An 18,334-nucleotide genomic window follows, 5' to 3' on the forward strand; every position below is an offset into this window, starting at 1 on the left:
CACCTCGATCGCCTTTGGTGACACCGACGGTATTCAGGTCACCGGCCTGGATGGCGAGCTGATCTGGAGCACCAACAACGCTGGCGAGCTGGAAGGCCGTACTGAGGCCGGCGGTGACGCCGTCCTTACTCTGACCCTGAGTCCGGCGGTTGACGCGAATAACCCGATCGCTGCCGGTACTCAGCAGGTCGTCACCGTGACCGCGACCCTGGCCGAGAGTCTGGCCCACGCGGTCGACGCCGATAGCCTGTCGATCACCGGCATCAGTGTGGTCGGCACCGATACCGACGGTACCAGCACAACGGCAACCGTGGGTGTGAGCGTGGCTGATGATCAGCCGACCCTCGAGATCGCCGATACCGCCGAGACCGTGGTCGAAGGCGAGAGTGCCAACGGCACCTGGACCACCGACGCCGGTGCTGATGGGGCGACCGTCAGTGTGACGGTGGCAGGCGAGACCAAGCCGCTGGGTGATGCCAGTGATGCAACGGTCAGCTTCACCACCGACGAAGGCACCCTGACCGTCGGTCGCGACGGTACCTGGACCTTTGACGCCAACGACAACCAGGTACAGAACAGCACCGGCAATCCGTCGATCGGCTTCACCATCGCCACCGAAGACAGCGATGGCGACACCGCCACCGATAGCCATACCGTCACCATCACCGACGGTAGCGGCCCGAGCGTTTCGGCCACCGGCAGCGATCCGGCCAGCAGCAATGCGTCCGTTTCCCTGCAGGATGCCAATACCGAAGGCACCGCCTCGGACACCGACGTGGCCAGCCTGACCTTTACCGCCGGTAGCGACGCCATCACCTCGATCGTCTTTGGTGACATCGATGGTATTCAGGTCGAAGGCCTGGATGGCGAGCTGATCTGGAGCACCAACAACGCCGGCGAGCTGGAAGGGCGCACAGAGGCAGGCGGTGACGCCGTCCTGACCCTGACCCTGAGTCCGGCGGTTGACGCGAATAACCCGATCGCCGCGGGAGAGGAGCAGGTCGTCACCGTCACTGCGACCCTGGCCGAGAGCCTGGCCCACGCGGTCGACGCCGATAGCCTGTCGATCACCGGTATCAGCGTGGTCGGCACCGATACCGACGGTACCAGCACGACGGCGACCGTGGGGGTGAGCGTGGCCGACGATCAGCCGACCCTCGAGATCGCGGATACCGCCGAGACCGTGGTCGAAGGCCAGAGTGCCAACGGCACCTGGACCACCGACGCCGGTGCCGATGGCGCCACGGTGACCGTGACCGCCGGCGGCGTCGACAAGGTGCTGGGCGACGGTGCTACCGAAACCGTGACCTTCGATCTTGATGAAGGCACCCTGACCGTCGGTCGCGACGGCTCTTGGACCTTTGACGCCAACGACAACCAGGTGCAGAACAGCACCGGCAATCCGTCAATCGACTTCACCATCGCCACCGAAGACAGCGATGGCGACACCGCCACCGACAGCCACACCGTCACCATTACCGACGGCACCGGCCCGAGCGTCAGCATCAAGGAAGGCGATGATGATGCTACTACCGAGGCGCTGGATCTGACGCTGCAGGACGCCGATACCGGAGTCTCTGCGGATCAGGACAGTGGTGTACTGACGTTTAACGCGGGTAGCGACAGCCTGGTGAACTTTGGCTTTGGCAATATAGGCGCTGATGACAGCGTCACCGGCATCAGCGTCCAGGGTCTGGCGGCTGGTGAGTCCTTGGTCTGGAGCGCAAACGACGAGGGTGAACTGGAGGCTCGACTCGCCGGCAGCGACGACCTGGTGCTGACCCTGAGCCTGCAGGCGCCGACCTCGGTGGCGGCTCAGAACAGTGGCAATGTCAGTGTCACGGCCACGCTGAGTGACAGTCTGCCCCATGAGGTGGCAGCGACGCTGAAGAACTCACTGTCTATCGAGGGCGTGAGTGTGGTGGCGAGCCAGGCTGATGGGGATAGTGCGACGGCTACCGTCAAGGTTTCGGTGGTCGATGACGCGCCGGAGGCGGTGAATGATCAGCTCGATGGCGTGCAGTCTTCGCAGGTGATCAGCAAGGGTGCCGATGTTGGTCTGCTGGCTAATGACACCCAGGGCGCCGACGGCGCCACCGTGACCTTCGTCGACGAGTCTTCCCTGCAGGGTTCCCTGACGTGGAACGCCGATGGCAGCTTTGATTACACCGCCAAGGACAACGCCAGCTACACCGAGGTGGTCAACTACACCATCACCGACGCCGACGGTGATACCAGTCAGGCCACCCTGACCATCAATGTCGAAAACGGTACGCCGACGACTCAGCCGACCAACGTGCAGGTCAACGAGGCCGGGCTTGACGAGGGTTCCCAGTCGGCGACCAATTCAGAGCAAGTGAAAGGGCAATTGGTGGCGACCGATGCCCAGGGCGACGACTTGACCTTCAAGGCGGAGACCCTCAAGGGCAACTATGGCGAGATCGACATCCGCGCCGATGGTTCCTTCACCTACACCCTGACCAAACCGGTCACCTCGTCGGATAACCCCGTCGATGACGCCGAGAGCTTTGTCTATACGGTGACCGACAGCCACGGCAATTCTGCCACCGGCACCATTACCGTCGATGTCATCGATGACGTGCCTCAGGCCGTCAACGACACACCCGCTGCGCTGCAGTCCGGTACCACGTTGACCACCACGGCGGGCAACGGAATGCTGGCCAATGACGTCCAGGGTGCGGACGGGGCCACGGTCATCTCCGTCGATGACAGCGGGCTGCGTGGTCAGCTCAGCTGGAACGCCGACGGCAGTTACACCTACACCGCGGACGCTAACGGTAGCTACGAAGAGGTGGTGAGCTACTCCATCAAGGATGCCGATGGCGATACCAGCCAGGCGACCATCAAGTTTGTGGTGAACGACGGCTCGCCCACGGCCAATGCCAGCGCGGCAACCGTCAGCGAGGCCGGGCTTGCCACGGGCAGCGATGCCGCCAGCAATAGCGAAGTGGCGGAAGGCCAGCTTCAGGCAAGCGATGCCCAGGGCGACGCACTGACGTTCACCGCCACGACCCTGCGCGGCAGCTACGGCACTCTGGTCATCGAGGAGAATGGGTCCTACACCTATACCCTCGATACCGCCGTGACCGGCGCCGAGGCGGACAACGGTCCGAACACCCTGAATGGCCAGGACGTGTTCAGCTATACCGTGACCGATGCCCACGGCAATAGCTCGACTGCCAGCATCAGCATCAATATTGTCGATGACGTGCCAACGGCGGTCGATGACGTTGTGAGCACCGCCGAGGACACTGAGGTCACCGTCGACGTACTGGCCAACGACGAGGGCGGAGCCGATGGCGCAACTCTGGTGTCGGCGAGCATGGCGTCGGGCTACGAGAGTGCTGGCAGGGTGACCATCGATAGCGACAGCGGTGAGGTGACCTTCACTCCGGCGGCGGGCTTCGAGGGTGCCGCGGTCATCGACTACACCATCGTCGATGCCGACGGCGACACCAGCAACGCCACCTTGACGGTCAATGTGGCGGCTGACTCCACGCCGGAGGCCGCCAATGGTATCGCTCGCGTGGACGAAGATGGCCTGTCGGGTGGCAATGCCGGTGGCCCGGGTGATGCGGCCGGTGAGGCGACCGTCGTCACCGGGACGCTTGGCTATTCCTTTGGCAATGATGGGGCGGCGAGCTCAAGCGCCTTCAGCTGGAGTCTTGATGGTCTGCCCACGGTAACGGCCAGTGGCCAGGCGGTGTCCTACACGTTGAGCGACGACGGCCGAACGGTCACGGGGCGTGACGCCTCCAACGCACTGGTGTTGACCGTTGCCCTGACCGGGGTGGCGAACGGCGCCTACAAGGTTACGCTGCACCAGCCGCTGGATCATGGTGAGCAGGGTACGGAAGACTCTCTGGCGTTCAATGTCGGCTACACCATCGTTGATTCCGATGGTAGCCCGGCCAGTGGCCAGTTGCAGGTGCTGGTCAACGACGACAGCCCGGAGGCCTTTACCTCGGATTCGGCTGCTCTCGTCGATGGTCGAGGCGGTCAGCTGAACTTTGCTGGCGTGTCTGGTGCCGATGGGGTCAAGGATGTGACCTTCACCGATGTGCAGGGGCAGCCAGCCACTGACGCCGACGGCAACCCGCTCTACTTCGACGGTGAGGCGCTGACCTATCAGGTATCCACCGACGGTCATCAGCTGCAGGCGGTGACTGCGGATGGGGTTGTCGGCTTTACGGTCACCCTGGATCCGGCAGGAGACGGCTATCAGATCAACGTTGCCGATGGCGAGATCAGCAACGGGCGTGTCGAGCGTGCCGATATCTCTGAACTGAGTCTCGATGGTGTTGTGCAGTACCACGGCATTAACCACCAGGACGATGAGGGTGACAACGACGTTCTCTACTCGACGCCCAATGGCGTTGGTATGGTGCCGCTGGACGGCACGCTCGGCGTCTTCGGTGGTGCAAGTCCCGGTGTCGAGCTTAACGAGGTCATCCGCATCAGCTTCCTCGATAGCCTGGGGTTCTCCGTCACCGGTGAGCCGAGCTGGCAGGGGCACGAAAGTGTGTCCGAGGTGACCCAGACCATCCATGTTGAAGGTGACGGCGCCAAGGCAGTGGTCACAGTGGCTGCGTTCAACTACGCAAGTGATGTGCCGGGTTCTGGGTCTCCCAGCCAGACGGTGGACAACGATATTCGTCTGAGCGCCGATGACGTCCGCATTCTCGATCAGACAGGCACCGATGTTACCAACAAGGTGTCCATCAGCATCGATGGGGCCGGCCGTCTTATCCTGAATGGTATGGAGGATGGATGGTCGTTCGAACTCAGTCCGGCTGGTGGGCTCGAGGGTATCGAGGTGGTGGGCGGTAGCAATACGCCCTTTACCCTGGGCGATATGGACTATCGGCTTGGTGAGGTGGGGGATGCCTTTGACATCGAGCTCGGATTGACCGGTGTTGACGGTGACGGCGATAACGCTGCGGGCAGCCTGACCGTCGAAGTCAGCGCTCCGGATCAGTTATACGTCGGTGACAACTCCGACAATACTGTCTCCGGCGGTGGCGGCAGTGACGTCATGGTGGGTGATGGTGGTGGCAACTTCACCGTGGTGAGTCCGGCGCAGAACTATAATATCTCCCTGATTCTCGATTCCTCGGGCAGCATGAGTAGAGGCTCCGGTACCGCTGGCCTGTCTCGCATGGCATTGGCCAAGCAGGCTCTGGCTAATCTGGTCGAGCAACTGGCTGATTTCGACGGGGTTATCAATCTTCAGGTCGTCGATTTCGATACGGGAGCGCGATTTACCCAAACCATGGATCTGGGCTCGGTCGACAGTGAAGTCGAACGGATCGTCACCTATATCAATTCGGTCGATGGCAGCAGTGGTAACGGGGGCGGCACCAACTACGAGGCGGCATTCGAGGCATCAAAAGGCTGGTTGGAAGAGCAGTCGAGCAGTAACGGCTACGAGAATCTGACCTACTTCCTGACCGATGGGCTGCCGACGTTCTACGTCAACGACAATGGCAGTACCGGTGGTAACGGTCAGGATACCGGCTTTAATGAAGTCAACAACGCGATCGAGTCCTTCGAAGGCCTGTCAGCCATCAGTCGCGTCGAAGCGATCGGTATCGGCTCCGGCATCAACGAAGACGTGCTGAAGTTCTTCGACAACACCGACGTGACCGGCGCGAGTGAGATCATTCCCTACTCGTCGGTTGCACAGACGGGAAGTCGCCAACTTGCCGACTTCACTGGCCTGGATAGTCCGCTAGACTCGGCGACTAGCTGGACCAAGTCCGGGGACGCCACCGGTACGCTAGTCGTGGGAAATGGTTCGCTGACGTTGACGGATATCAGCCGTCTCTCGGGTAGTACCGTGGCGACCAGTGCCGCCTTCGTTCTTGACACGCCTGATACCGGCTACTCGACACTCGAATTTAGCTACAGTACCGATGCCTACGGCGGGGCTGACTACTTCGGCTGGGAGGTTCAGAAATCCAATGGCAGCGGTGGCTGGGTGACGGTGGACTCCGGTTATCCCCGCGAAAGCCAACGGGGTTCCTCCTTCGAAACCGATCAGCTTGACAGCGGTGTCTATCGTATCGTCATCGAGGTCGTCAACGGGGGTGGGCAGCAGGATCTGGTCCAGCTCGATAGCATCACCATCAACGACTTCGGGTATCCCACTGCGCCGGTCGGCGAGGCATCTGTCGTCAACACCGCCGAGGAACTCGAGGCGGTGCTCAAGGGCGGCTCGTCCTTCGACAAGCTGGCGGAACTCGGCGACGATGTACTCGATGGAACGGATCGTGGTGACATCATCTTCGGCGACACCATCAATACCGACCATCTCGAATGGACCAATGGCGATGGAGAGGAATTCAGGGCAGGCGAGCATGATGGCCTTGGTTTTGCCGGGCTGTTCGAGTTCCTCAAGTGGTCGGAAAATGGCGGAGCGGATCCCGACGAGACCCAGGTGCTCGAGTACATTCGCGGTAACTATGAATCCTTGATGGACACCGAGCGCAAGGATGGCGGCGCCGACACCCTCAAGGGCGGTGACGGTGACGACACCCTGATCGGCGGCGGTGGTAGCGACACGCTATATGGTGAGGAAGGCGATGACCTGCTGCTCGGCGGTGCCGGCGATGACACCCTGGTCGGAGGACTCGGTGCGGATACCTTCGCCTGGGTGCTGGGCGATGAGGGCGCGGCCGGAGATCCCGCCGATGATGTCATCAGCGACTTCCACGTGGCACCGGCCGGTGTCGACGCCAGCCAGGACCCAGAGGCCGATGTGCTGGATCTCAGCGAGTTGCTGCAAGGCTACGACAAGGACGACGACCAGCAGTCGCTGAATGACTATATCCACGCGGAGCAGGAAGGGGATGATATTGTGCTGTACGTCAAGAGCGATGGAAATCTGGCGGACGACAATGGCAACGCTGATCAGGTCATTACTCTGGAAGGTGTGGCCAACGCGGCCCCAAGCCCCGATGATTTCCTGACGCAGTTGCTCAACCAGGGCCAGTTGGATGTGTAGGCAGGCGCTCGGTCCCGTCGTATAGCGCGAAACGGGCAAGGCCCTCGGCGGTAAACGCCGAGGGCTACTGATCAAGGGAAACTTGATATATGCTCGACCAACAAAGATTGCGGAGAACGTGACATGTACGTCCAGCGTGACGGGGAAGGAAAGCTTGTCTGTGTCAGCCGGGAGCCTACAGCGACCTGCGACGAATTCATGGCGCCGGATGATCAGGAGCTGTTGTTCTTCCTGTCAGACGGTAACGAGCGCAACGAACAGTCCCAGTTCCATGCCTCCGACCTGGCCTTTGTGCGGGTGCTCGAGGACGTGCTTGATCTGCTGATGGACAAGGGCGTGATCAGCTTCACCGATCTGCCTGACGCGGCGCGCCGCAAGATCATGGACCGCCAGTCACTGCGTCGTCGCTACAACGATGTGGATCTGGTAGGGGACGACGAACCCCTCATCTAAGCGTTGAGCATGTGCACCTCTCAAGTCGCATGCGTCGACCTGGGCAAGACAAAGGGCCACCTTCGGGTGGCCCTTTGCTGTGTACCCCTCATGTCATCGATGCTCACGAGTGCCTGTCGGTTTCCATCCTGGCGGACACGGCAGGGCCGGTGACACCGTCCAGGCCCAGCTCGAACAGGGTGTCGATATCGCGATCCTCGTCGATGCCCTCGGCGATGGCCTGGATCGCCAGCGAATGGCACAGGGTCGCCATGCCCCTGAGAATGGTCTGCTGCTCCGGCCGCTCCGACACGCCACGACACAGGGTGGCGTCGATCTTGATGTAGGACAGCCCAAGATCCTGCAGATCTCCTAGCTGGCGGAAGGCCGCACCGACGTGCTCCATGCCCAGATGACAGCCGAAGGGGGCCAGCGACTGGCACAGATAACGGAAGCTCTCGAGATCGCTTCGGGCGATCGACTCCGGTACCTCGATCCACAGGAAGGGGGCCGAGTCCGGGCGGGCGCTGAGTCGTTGCTGCAGGGCGATCACGACATTCGGCTGGGTAATCGCTGCATGGGACAGGTTGATGCCCAGCGGCTGCCGGTGGTGATGGATGGTGTCGAGAGCGGCATCGATCACCTTGATATCCAGGCTGTCGTGGAGGCGCAGACGGGCGATCCAGGGCATGAAGACACCCGCCTGACGCCATTCGCCCTTGATGTTGAGCCGTGCAGGGGCCTCGTGATGCAGCAACTGTCCGCGTCGATCCAGCACCGGATACTGTCCCAGCAGGACGCCATGCTCCATCGCTTCGACCAGCGATGAGCGCCACTCGGCGCGGCTGCGGTAGAGCGTCTCCTGTTCCACGTTGTGGCAGGACTCGATCGCCTGTCCAGGACGGCTCTCGGCCAGCGACAGGGCGCCATCCAGTGCGGCCATCAGGGTGGTGCGCTCCTGGCCGTGGTGGTAGACCGCCAGGGCAGCGGGGAGCCGCAGTACCGGTGCGTTCTGTTCGGCCAGGGTCGACAGATTGTCGTCCAGCCGTTCGCGGGCCCAGCTTTCGTCGACGTTGCCGCACAGCATCAGGGCGAAGTCACTGCCGTTGAGGCGACCCACATAGCCTTCGCCATGGGCCTCGGCGATGGCGGTCAGGCGTTGGCAAAGGTCGCTGAGCACGCCGTTGGTGTACAAGTGGCCGCGGCGTTCGTTGAGCGCGGCCAGGTCGGTGGCACGGATCATCGCCACCACGCCGTAGCTGGATTCACCCTGTTGCTCGAGGCTGTAGTTGAGGCGGTCGATAAAGGCTTCCCGGGTCAAGGCCCCGGTCACCGTGTCATGCAGCAACTGGCGGCGTAGCCGGTCGATCTGCTCGCTCTCGCGCTGGAGCATCTCGCGCACGCTTTCCGACAGCCGGTTCATGGCGTCGGATACTTCGCGCAGTTCCAGTGTGCGGGGCAGCGGGGCGACGGTGAAGCGACGCTGGCCGATATCGTTGGCCTGGCGCGTCAGGGTCTTCAGCGGGGTGCGGATCTGGCGTACCAGCAGGTAGGCAATCAGTAGGCTGAGGGCACCTGCTGCCACGAACCAGGCGGCCATGCGCAGGGTGCTCTGCCACAGCGACTGGTAGGCGAAGCCATGTGCGCTTTCGAGTTGCAAGGTGCCAAGCTGCTGCCAGCCATCCTGGATGACCGCAGTGCCGGCGGGGACCTCGAAGGCGACCAGCTCACGGAACCAGCCCGGTACGCCGGTATCCTCGGGGGCTGATGAGACGCGACGAATGATCGGCCTGTCCTCGGTGTCCAGCAGCTGGATCTTGCGGTAGTGGCCAGTATCGAACTGCGCCGAGATCAAAAGCTCCAGCGTCACTTCATCCTTGTCAGGCATCTGGCTCATGCTCAGCGCCAGGGCATTGGCGTTGTCCGCGTTCTTGATCAGTATTTCTTTTTCGATGTAGGCGCGGCTGCCCGATACGGCCACCACCAGACTGCCGATCAGGGCAACCAGCAGGATGGCGATGATGGCGAGCCAGAGTTGTTTGATCAACGACATGGCGACGTCTCTAGATGAAGGATTGGCATGATGTCACTGGATTCCCTGTTGGCGCATGCGATCGATGGCGTTTCGCCAGCGCGACAGGCGCGCCAGAGGATCCGCCCGCGATTGGGTGGTGCCACCCGCCCACAGGCCACTGCTGTTGAAGCTGAATAGCGGGTCCAGATCGGTGCGCAGGCTGGCACGGGAAATGCCGGCGGCAATGTTGTCGAGAATCAGGGGCTCGGCGCCTGGCGTCTCGTAGTAGCCGAGCACCATATGGGCCTGGGTGATCTGGCTACGTCCCAGTCGAGCACGCACATAGATCATGCGCAACTTGCTGATGGGAATGCCGAGCTCCTTGAGGGTCACGTATTTGGCGATGGAGTAATCTTCGCAGTCGCCTGCGCCGCGTCCCAGCGATTCGATGGGAGTAGCCCAGTAGTCGCTCTGGCGCCAGATGGTGCGATCCTCGAGCCACTGCATCTTGCGATTGAAGAAGTCGTTGACGTCGCGCAGCTGAGTACGAAGGTCGGCGCCTCTCAGGCGATCGATCAGGTTGAGCCATTCGTCCAGGGCTCTTACCCCCTGACTGCCGTACTCGGCGCTCATGGCCGCGTGCATTCGCGCATGGTCGAGCGTCGCGTCCACCGGTGCAGGTGCCAGCACCAGGAAGGCGCCCAACAGGCTCGCAGATCCCCAGGCGAGCCAGGAAGGGGGGCGGCGGCGAGACGGGCGAGACAAGACGGCATCTGGGCTCATGGCGAGTTCCAAGCCGGGCGGAGGTCAGGCCTTGCCGGGCCCTTGCCACAGCTTCAGTTGGCCTACCCAGGGCAGGGTGTCGAGGTCTCGGCACAATTGATGAGCCAAGTCATCGAGATCCCCATGATGGATATCAGAGTCAACGTACAACGAAATGTCGATGCGGTCATCCAAATAGTGCAGATTCAGCGCCGTACGGTGTTGCCAGGCACGCTGATGCGACCAGCGTTCATCCAGCAGTTGCTCGATCTCCTCGCGCAGCGGCAAGCCCGGGCGCAGGCTGTGTTCGGTCTGTCCTTCGTCGTCCTCGGGGTCGATGTGGAAGGTGACATCCTTCAGGCGGGTGTGCGCTTCGCGTAGTTGTCGACTGACCGCATTACCGATCTCGTGGGCTTCGGACACCGTGACCCTGGGAGCGACCACGATATGCAGATCGAGCACGACGTCGCTTCCGAGCTGGCGGGTGCGCAGATCGTGCACGCTCTTGACGCCCGGGACCGACTCCGCCAGCCGGCGCATCGCACGCTGCTCTTCGACCGGCAGGGCGGTGTCAATCAGCTCCCTGGAAGACTGCCACATCAGCCGTCCGCCGACCCAACCCACCATCAGGCCGACCACGATGGCGGCCACCGCGTCCATCCAGCCGACGCCGAACTGGCCGGCCACCAGGCCGACCAGCACCACCAGGGTAGACATGGCATCGGTGCGCGAGTGCCAGGCATTGGCCTCGAGCAGCGGTGAGTCGAAGCGGCGGGCGGCGCGCAAGGTGTAGTGGTAGATCGCTTCCTTGGCCAGCAGCGAGACCACGGCCACGGCGATGGCAACGAGGCCGGGTGCGGCGCTCGAAGACCGATCGAGCAGGCGCTCGACACTCGACCAGGCGATGGCACCAGCGACGAAGATCAGCACACTGCCGAGCCACAGTGTCGCCAGGGTCTCGATTCGGCCGTGGCCGTAGGGATGGTCGCGGTCGGGTTCCTGGCGGCCGTAGTGGGTGGCCGCCAGCACGAAGGCGTCGGTGACGATATCCGAAAAGGAGTGGATGCCGTCGGCAATCAGGGCGGCCGACCCGACGATCACACCGGTCACCAGTTTGAGCACGCCGACGACAAGGTCCACGCCGGCGCCGATCAGGGTGACGCCCTGGGCCGTCCAGGCAAAGGCGTGTCTGGAGCGCCCCGGCTGGCTTTTCTGGCTCACGACGAAGGCTCGCTCCGCGCGCAGTTGATGACAGGGTTGGCGTACTGGGCCAGCCACCAGGATCTGAGGTCTTCCGGGACTTCGGAAAGACGTTGCGCGAACCGATCGCGGTCGGCCTCTGACACCTCGGACAGGTCCACCAGCTCAGGATGGCTGCCCAGGGCCTCCAGCGCCAGATGGTGGCTGGGAAAGAGGTGATAGCCGCTCAGCACCTGGCGGTCGATCTCGGCAGCGACCGCTTCCGGCGTATCGAAGCTGCGATCGATCGGCGTGCCGAAGCGCAGATGAACACGCCCCTTGTGGCCGGTGATGCCGGCGACGATGGAGCTGATGTCCTCGAACTCGCTCTTGTTGTAGCTGCCGTCTTCACTGACGGCTTTCAGCTCCCTGGCCTTCTGCACGTCGCAGGGGTCGTACTCGTAGCTGATCGATACCGGCACCAGGCGCAGGGCTTCAATGCCTTCCCCGAGCGGCGCATGACGGTTGTCGGCACGGTGGGCCATGGTCATCATCTTGATGATCGCGGGGTCGGTACGATCGATGCCGTCCTTGGCCCGGCCTTCGCGCTGGGCCATCCAGATCGAATGATTGTCGTCCTGAATGGAGTGGCGGATGTAGCTCGACAGCTTGTGGTAGGCCTGCAGCATGGCGCGCTTGCCGCGAGCACTGCGCGGCACGATGAAGCTCTTGTTGAGCCGCATCAGATCGGTGACGTAGGGCTTCTTGAGCAGATTGTCACCGATGGCAATGCGCACGGTGTTGCGGCCGGCGAGGTACAGCGCATAGTTGACGAAGGCCGGATCCAGCGAGATATCGCGATGGTTGCCGATAAACAGGTAGGCGGTATTGGGGTCCAGACGATCGAGGCCGTCGACGCGAAAGTCGTCGGTGGAGGTCTTCAGCATGCGCTGCATGTAGGCCGCGATGCGTTGCTGAAACGCCGTCACGCTGGTGACGTCGCGTGTCTCGCGCTTGATCGCCCAGCTGGCCAGCGTGCGTGACAGACGGGGCATCATGCGGGAAAGGCGCGGCAGCCGGTAGCGGGTCAGGGCGCTCAACAGCTCCGGGTCCTCTGCCAGGCGAGTCAGGGTCGTCGCCACCTCGTCGTCCTGATAGGGGCGAATATCGTGCCAGGGATCCTGCGGGGCATCGGATGTCGAAGTCATGGTGTCGTCGCAGTGAGGTCAGTAGCCGAAACAGAAGAACTCTGGGCTTCGCCGCCCAGCCAATCGATCAGGCGGTCGACGCTTTCACCCAGGGTCTGGGCCATCAGAATGAAGTCGGTTTCCATGCGCAGCACGGCATCGTCGCCGTCATCTGCCTGGTTGGCTTCGTCGATCAAGGCGTCATCGAAGGCCAGTGACTTGACCGCCAGGTCGTCGTGGAGCACGAAACGCAGGCGCCCCTCCATGCCCAGCGCCAGCTTGCTGGCCTGTCGGCCGCTTTCGAGCAGTTGCTGAATGTCGTCGCCGTCGAGGTCCACCTGGCGCGCCTTGAGCACGCCGTCGTCGCCCTTGGCCTTGAGTTCGACCTGGTCGCCGAGCAGCATGTCGGCGGGGCGCGAGGAGGCGTCGTTGAGCCAGGTGGTCATGGCGCGAATCGGCAGTGTCTGGGCCGAGAGCGGCGTTACCTTGAGGCTTCCCAGGGACTCGCGCAACAGATCCAGCAGCTCTTCGGCGCGCTTTCGGCTGGAGCTGTTGACGGCGATCAAGTTTCGCCGGGTATCCCACCAGAGGTCAGTCTTCTGGCTGCGTACGAAGGCCCTGGGCAACAGTTCCTCGTAGACCTGCTCCTTGATTGCCTGCTTTTCCTGGCGGCGTAGCTTGCGGCTTTCCTGGGTCTCGATGACCTCGACGCGCTCGTCGACTTCTTCGCGGACCACCGAAGCGGGCAGGATGCGCTCCTGGCGCAGGGCGGTCATCAGGCGCTGGCCCTGCAGCTCGTGGAGATAGCGATCGCTACCCCGTCCGGCAGGCGTCGTCCAGCCGATGCGGCGGGCTTCGGTGCCACCGAGCGGGCGGAAAGCCTGTTCGGCGAGGGCCGTCTCCAGCTGCTCGCTGTCCAGGGTGCTGGCGTCGTGCAGACGGTAGAGGTGCAAGTGCTTGAACCACATGGAGCAATTCTCGGGTCAAAAAGGAGGCACATTATGGCGAATGGTCCCTTCGGGTGCCAGTTGCCAGCCATCGCAATGGTCGATTGAACAGGGTTGCGGCCAAGCCTAGCAGGCTGCGTCGCCCGCGCCCGTCCCTCTTTGGTGACAGTGTTGCCACTTTGCCCGCTCGAGGTCAGAATCAAACAGTAGTTTAAATGAGGAGCAATGACATGGAAGACGCTATCAGCACCACTTCGCTGAAGGTTCGTGGCTACCACCTGGACGGGTATGGCCACGTCAATCACGCCCGTTACCTGGAGTTCATGGAGGAAGGGCGCTGGGACTATTTCGACAAGCATCCGGCGCTGATGTCTCGCCTGGGAAAGGGAGATGTCGCCTTCGTCGCGGTCAATCTCAATATCGACTATCGCCAGGCGGCGGTGGCCGGTGACGAGCTGGACATTTCCACCCGCCTGTCGGCCCTGGGGGGGCGCAGCGCCAAGATGCGCCACGAGATCCTGCGCCGCCGCGATGGAGCCCTGGTGGCTCGCGCCGAGCTGACCTTCGTGCTGCTGGACGTGGCCAGCAACAGTGCGGTGGCGATCGAGGGTGAGCTGCGTGATGCCCTGGCGCCGCTGGTGGTGTCATGACGGCAGCGGTCAAGGCGCCGCACACAACGACAGACGCTGCGCGGAAGGCCCCAAGGGTGGTATGCTAGGTCGCTGTATTTGTGCGCCTTGTCACGGCTGCGTGACGCGCCTACCTGTTGCTGTGCAAAGGACTTGACGACCCATGGGTGACATCGCCAGAGAGATTCTGCCAGTCAATATCGAGGACGAGCTGAAGCAGTCGTACCTCGATTACGCGATGAGCGTGATCATCGGCCGAGCGCTGCCGGACGTGCGCGATGGCCTGAAGCCGGTTCATCGGCGTGTGCTGTTTGCGATGCACGAGCTGGGTAACGACTGGAACAAGCCATACAAGAAGTCCGCCCGTGTGGTGGGTGACGTGATCGGTAAGTACCACCCCCACGGCGACAGTGCGGTGTACGACACCATCGTGCGTATGGCCCAGGACTTCTCGATGCGCCACGTGCTGGTCGATGGCCAGGGCAACTTCGGCTCCATCGACGGCGACAACGCCGCCGCCATGCGTTACACCGAGGTGCGCATGGCGCGCCTGGCCCACGAGCTGCTGGCCGATCTCGAGAAGGATACTGTCGACTGGGTCGACAACTACGACGGTACCGAGCGGATCCCCGACGTGCTGCCGACCAAGGTGCCGAACCTGCTGGTCAACGGCTCCTCGGGCATCGCCGTGGGCATGGCGACCAATATCCCGCCCCACAACATGAACGAGATCATCAACGCCTGCCTGGCGCTAGTCGACGACTACACCCTGAGCGTCGATGATCTGATGGAGCATGTGCCGGGGCCCGACTTCCCCACCGGCGGTATCATCAACGGCCGCGCGGGCATTCTCGAGGCCTATCGTACCGGCCGCGGGCGCATCTATATACGCGCCAAGCACACCATCGAACACGACGACAAGTCCGGCCGTGACCACATCATCGTCACCGAGCTGCCTTACCAGGTGAACAAGGCGCGGCTGATCGAGAAGATCGCCGAGCTGGTCAAGGACAAGAAGATCGAGGGAATCGCCGAGTTGCGCGACGAGTCCGACAAGGACGGTCTGCGGGTGGTGATCGAGGTCAAGCGCGGCGAGAGTGGCGAGGTGGTGGTGAACAACCTGTTCGCCCAGACCCAGCTGCAGAATGTCTTCGGCATCAATATGGTGGCGCTGGAGGACGGCGAGCCGAAGACCATGAACCTCAAGCAGGTGCTCGAGGCCTTCATTCGCCACCGTCGCGAGGTGGTCACCCGGCGCACCCTGTTCGAACTGAAGAAGGCGCGTGAGCGCGGCCACATCCTCGAAGGCTTGGCGGTGGCGATCTCCAACATCGACGAGGTGATCGAGCTGATCAAGGCCTCGCCGAATGCTGCCGAAGCCAAGGAAAAGCTGTTGGCCAAGTCCTGGCAGCCCGGCCAGGTCACCGGCATGCTGGAGCGCGCCGGCGCCACCTCGTGCAAGCCCGAAGACCTGGAAGAAGGCTTTGGTCTGGACCAGGCGGGAGGCGAGTACCGTCTGTCGCCGGCCCAGGCCCAGGCCATCCTCGAGCTGCGCCTGCACCGCTTGACCGGCCTCGAGACCGAGAAGCTGCTCGACGAGTATCTGTCGATCCTCGAGAAGATCGCTGAGCTGATGGCCATCCTGGCCTCCGCCGATCGCCTGCTCGAGGTGATTCGCGAAGAGCTGATCGCGGTGCGCGATCAGTTCGCCGACGAGCGTCGTACCGACATTCAGGCAAGCCACCTGGACCTGTCCATCGAGGACCTGATCGCCGAGGAAGACATGGTGGTCACGGTGTCCCGCTCGGGTTACGCCAAGACCCAGCCGTTGTCGGACTATCAGGCCCAGCGTCGTGGTGGTCGTGGCAAGTCGGCCACCGCGATGAAGGATGAGGATGTCATCGAGCACCTGTTGGTGGCCTCGACCCACGACACCGTGCTGCTGTTCTCCAATCGCGGCAAGGTCTACTGGCTCAAGGTCTACGAGATGCCTGCGGCCAGTCGCGGGTCCCGTGGCAAGCCGCTGGTCAACCTGCTGCCGCTGGAAGAAGGCGAGTCGATCAACGCCATCATGCCGGTCAAGGACTATGATCCGGACTGCTACATCTTCTTTGCCACCGCCCGGGGCACGGTCAAGCGCACCAGCCTCGAGCAGTTCTCGCGTCCGCGCAGCGTTGGCCTGATCGCCATCGACCTGGAGGAGGGCGATCGCCTGGTGGGCGCCGCCATTACCTCCGGCAGCGACCACGCCATGCTGCTGTCGTCCAACGGCAAGGCGATCCGCTTCGAGGAGTCCCAGGTCCGTGCCATGGGCCGTACCGCGCGCGGTGTGCGTGGCATGCGACTGCTCGATGGCGCCGAGGTGATCAGCCTGATCATCCCGCAGAGCCTCGAGATCGATGCCGACGCCGAGGGCGGTGAGCGTGGCGAGGCCGGTGATGTCGACGCCAGCGGTGACAACGGCCAGATCTATATCCTCACCGGCAGCGAAAACGGCTACGGCAAGCGTACCCGTCTCGAGGAGTTCCCGCTGCGCGGTCGTGGCGGCCAGGGCGTGATCGCGATGCAGACCAGCGCCCGCAATGGCGCCATGGTGGCGGCGATGCAGGTCTGTTCCAGCGATGAGATGATGCTGATCACCGATCGCGGCACCCTGGTGCGCACCCGGGTCGAGGAAGTCTCGATCAGTTCGCGCAACACCCAGGGCGTCACCCTGATCCGCCTCGGCGAGGCCGAGGCGCTGGTCAAGACCGTGCGTATCCAGGAGCTTGAAGGCGACGACGAGCTCGATGCCGAGGGCGAAGAAGGTAGTGAGGACGCCGTCGAGAACTCGGCAGATGACGCCGCCGAGGGTGGCAGCGCCGAACCGGGCGACGACAGCGCGGCCGACGACAGCAACACCGACAATAACGACTGATCCGGGGTGCCACGGTGTCCGCGATGGACGCCGTGGCCCACCTATATAGTGACTGGCGGGCGTCGCCGGACGCCTGCCCTTGACGATCAATCGCCAGGACACCATGACACGCCACTACAATTTCTGCGCGGGCCCCGCCGCGCTGCCTACCGCAGTACTCGAACGCGCCCAGCGCGAGATGCTGGACTATCAGGGCCGTGGGCTCTCGGTGATGGAGATGAGCCACCGCTCCAGCGAGTACGTGGCCATCGCCGAGCGCGCCGAGGCCGACCTGCGTGAACTGCTCGCCGTGCCCGACAACTATCGGGTGCTGTTCACCCAGGGTGGTGCCACCCAGCAGTTTGCCGCGGTGCCCATGAACCTGCTTGGCCGCGGCGGCCGGGCCAACTTCATCGAGACCGGTATCTGGGGCAACAAGGCGATCAAGGAGGCGCGGCATCTATTCGGCAGCGCCCACATTGCCGCTTCAAGCGCCGAGAATGGCCATGTCGAAGCACCGCAGCAGGCTGATATCGCGCTGTCCGACGACGCCGCCTACCTCCACGTGACCCCCAACGAGACCATCGGTGGTCTGGCACTGGACTTTGTGCCCGTGGCGCGGCGCGGCGACGGGGTAGAGGTGCCGCTGGTGGCGGATCTTTCCTCGACCATTCTGTCTGAGCCGCTGGACGTCTCGCGCTTCGGTGTGATCTACGCTGGCGCCCAGAAGAACATCGGGCCGGCCGGGCTGGTGCTGGTGATCGTGCGTGATGATCTGCTCGACCAGGCGGTGAGCGAGATGCCGTCCTTGTTCAGCTATCGTCAGTTGGCCGAGGCAGGGTCGATGATCAACACGCCGGCCACCTATAGCTGGTACCTGGCGGGCCTGGTGTTCGACTGGCTCAAGCGCGACGTCGGGGGTCTCGAGGCGATGGCCGAGATCAATGACCGCAAGGCGGCCAAGCTCTACGAGGCCATCGACCGCAGCGACTTCTATTCCAACCCCATCGCGGTGCGTAATCGCTCGAAGATGAACGTGCCCTTCGTGCTGGCCGACAGCGCCCTGGATAACGCCTTCCTGGAAGAGGCGGAGGCGGCGGGGCTTTTGAATCTCAAGGGCCATCGCAGCGTCGGCGGTATGCGCGCAAGCCTCTATAACGCGGTGCCTGAGTCCGCGGTGGACGCCCTGGTGGCGTTCATGGGCGATTTCGAGAAGCGGCGCGGCTGAGGTTCGTGCGAGAGCTGGCGCACCCAAGTAAAG

Annotated in this window: 10 protein-coding genes; 5 read left to right on the top strand and 5 right to left on the bottom strand. The window is 63.0% G+C overall.

Annotation, left to right across the window (positions count from 1 at the left end):
• Together C6W88_RS20170 and C6W88_RS20175 are read left to right on the top strand one after the other, a co-directional pair.
• Positions 1–7,027: cadherin-like domain-containing protein (locus tag C6W88_RS20170; protein ID WP_146164690.1), on the top strand; the 7,027-nt coding region annotated here is incomplete at its 5' end.
• 123 nt (positions 7,028–7,150) lie between these two features.
• Positions 7,151–7,480, top strand: a complete 330-nt coding sequence (locus tag C6W88_RS20175) for a tryptophan synthase subunit beta like protein (RefSeq protein ID WP_108133787.1) — start codon at positions 7,151–7,153, stop codon at positions 7,478–7,480.
• A 103-nt stretch (positions 7,481–7,583) separates the two neighbouring features.
• On the opposite strand, the gene C6W88_RS20180 is transcribed toward C6W88_RS20175, so the two are convergent.
• From C6W88_RS20180 to C6W88_RS20200, 5 genes are read right to left on the bottom strand one after another with little or no spacing between them, the layout of a single operon-like run.
• On the bottom strand, positions 7,584–9,512 hold the full coding sequence (locus C6W88_RS20180) for a bifunctional diguanylate cyclase/phosphodiesterase (RefSeq protein WP_108133788.1): 1,929 nt from the start codon (positions 9,510–9,512) through the stop codon (positions 7,584–7,586).
• A gap of 33 nt (positions 9,513–9,545) precedes the next feature.
• Positions 9,546–10,256, bottom strand: a complete 711-nt coding sequence (locus C6W88_RS20185; RefSeq protein WP_108133789.1) for a transglutaminase-like cysteine peptidase — start codon at positions 10,254–10,256, stop codon at positions 9,546–9,548.
• A 24-nt stretch (positions 10,257–10,280) separates the two neighbouring features.
• Positions 10,281–11,456: a cation diffusion facilitator family transporter gene (locus tag C6W88_RS20190; protein ID WP_108133790.1), complete on the bottom strand. Its 1,176-nt coding sequence runs from the start codon at positions 11,454–11,456 to the stop codon at positions 10,281–10,283.
• Positions 11,453–12,622 (bottom strand): 1-acyl-sn-glycerol-3-phosphate acyltransferase, encoded by a 1,170-nt coding sequence (locus C6W88_RS20195; protein ID WP_108133791.1) that lies wholly within the window; start codon positions 12,620–12,622, stop codon positions 11,453–11,455. The genes C6W88_RS20190 and C6W88_RS20195 overlap by 4 nt, the downstream gene beginning before the upstream one ends.
• Positions 12,619–13,569 carry a recombination-associated protein RdgC gene (locus C6W88_RS20200; RefSeq protein ID WP_108133792.1) on the bottom strand — a complete coding sequence of 317 codons (951 nt, stop codon included), beginning with the start codon at positions 13,567–13,569 and terminating at the stop codon, positions 12,619–12,621. The genes C6W88_RS20195 and C6W88_RS20200 overlap by 4 nt, the downstream gene beginning before the upstream one ends.
• Before the next feature lie 209 nt (positions 13,570–13,778).
• On the opposite strand from C6W88_RS20200, the gene C6W88_RS20205 reads away from it, so the two are divergent.
• From C6W88_RS20205 to serC, 3 genes are all read left to right on the top strand, one after another.
• A complete protein-coding gene (locus C6W88_RS20205) occupies positions 13,779–14,198 on the top strand; it encodes an acyl-CoA thioesterase (RefSeq protein ID WP_108133793.1) in 420 nt (139 codons plus the stop codon).
• Between the two features lie 142 nt (positions 14,199–14,340).
• Positions 14,341–17,094 carry a DNA gyrase subunit A gene (gene gyrA, locus C6W88_RS20210; protein ID WP_108133794.1) on the top strand — a complete coding sequence of 918 codons (2,754 nt, stop codon included), beginning with the start codon at positions 14,341–14,343 and terminating at the stop codon, positions 17,092–17,094.
• A gap of 103 nt (positions 17,095–17,197) precedes the next feature.
• Positions 17,198–18,301: a 3-phosphoserine/phosphohydroxythreonine transaminase gene (gene serC / locus C6W88_RS20215; protein ID WP_045994819.1), complete on the top strand. Its 1,104-nt coding sequence runs from the start codon at positions 17,198–17,200 to the stop codon at positions 18,299–18,301.
• Positions 18,302–18,334: the final 33 nt, after the last annotated feature.

Source organism: Halomonas litopenaei, assembly GCF_003045775.1.
GTDB classification, from domain to species: domain Bacteria; phylum Pseudomonadota; class Gammaproteobacteria; order Pseudomonadales; family Halomonadaceae; genus Halomonas; species Halomonas litopenaei.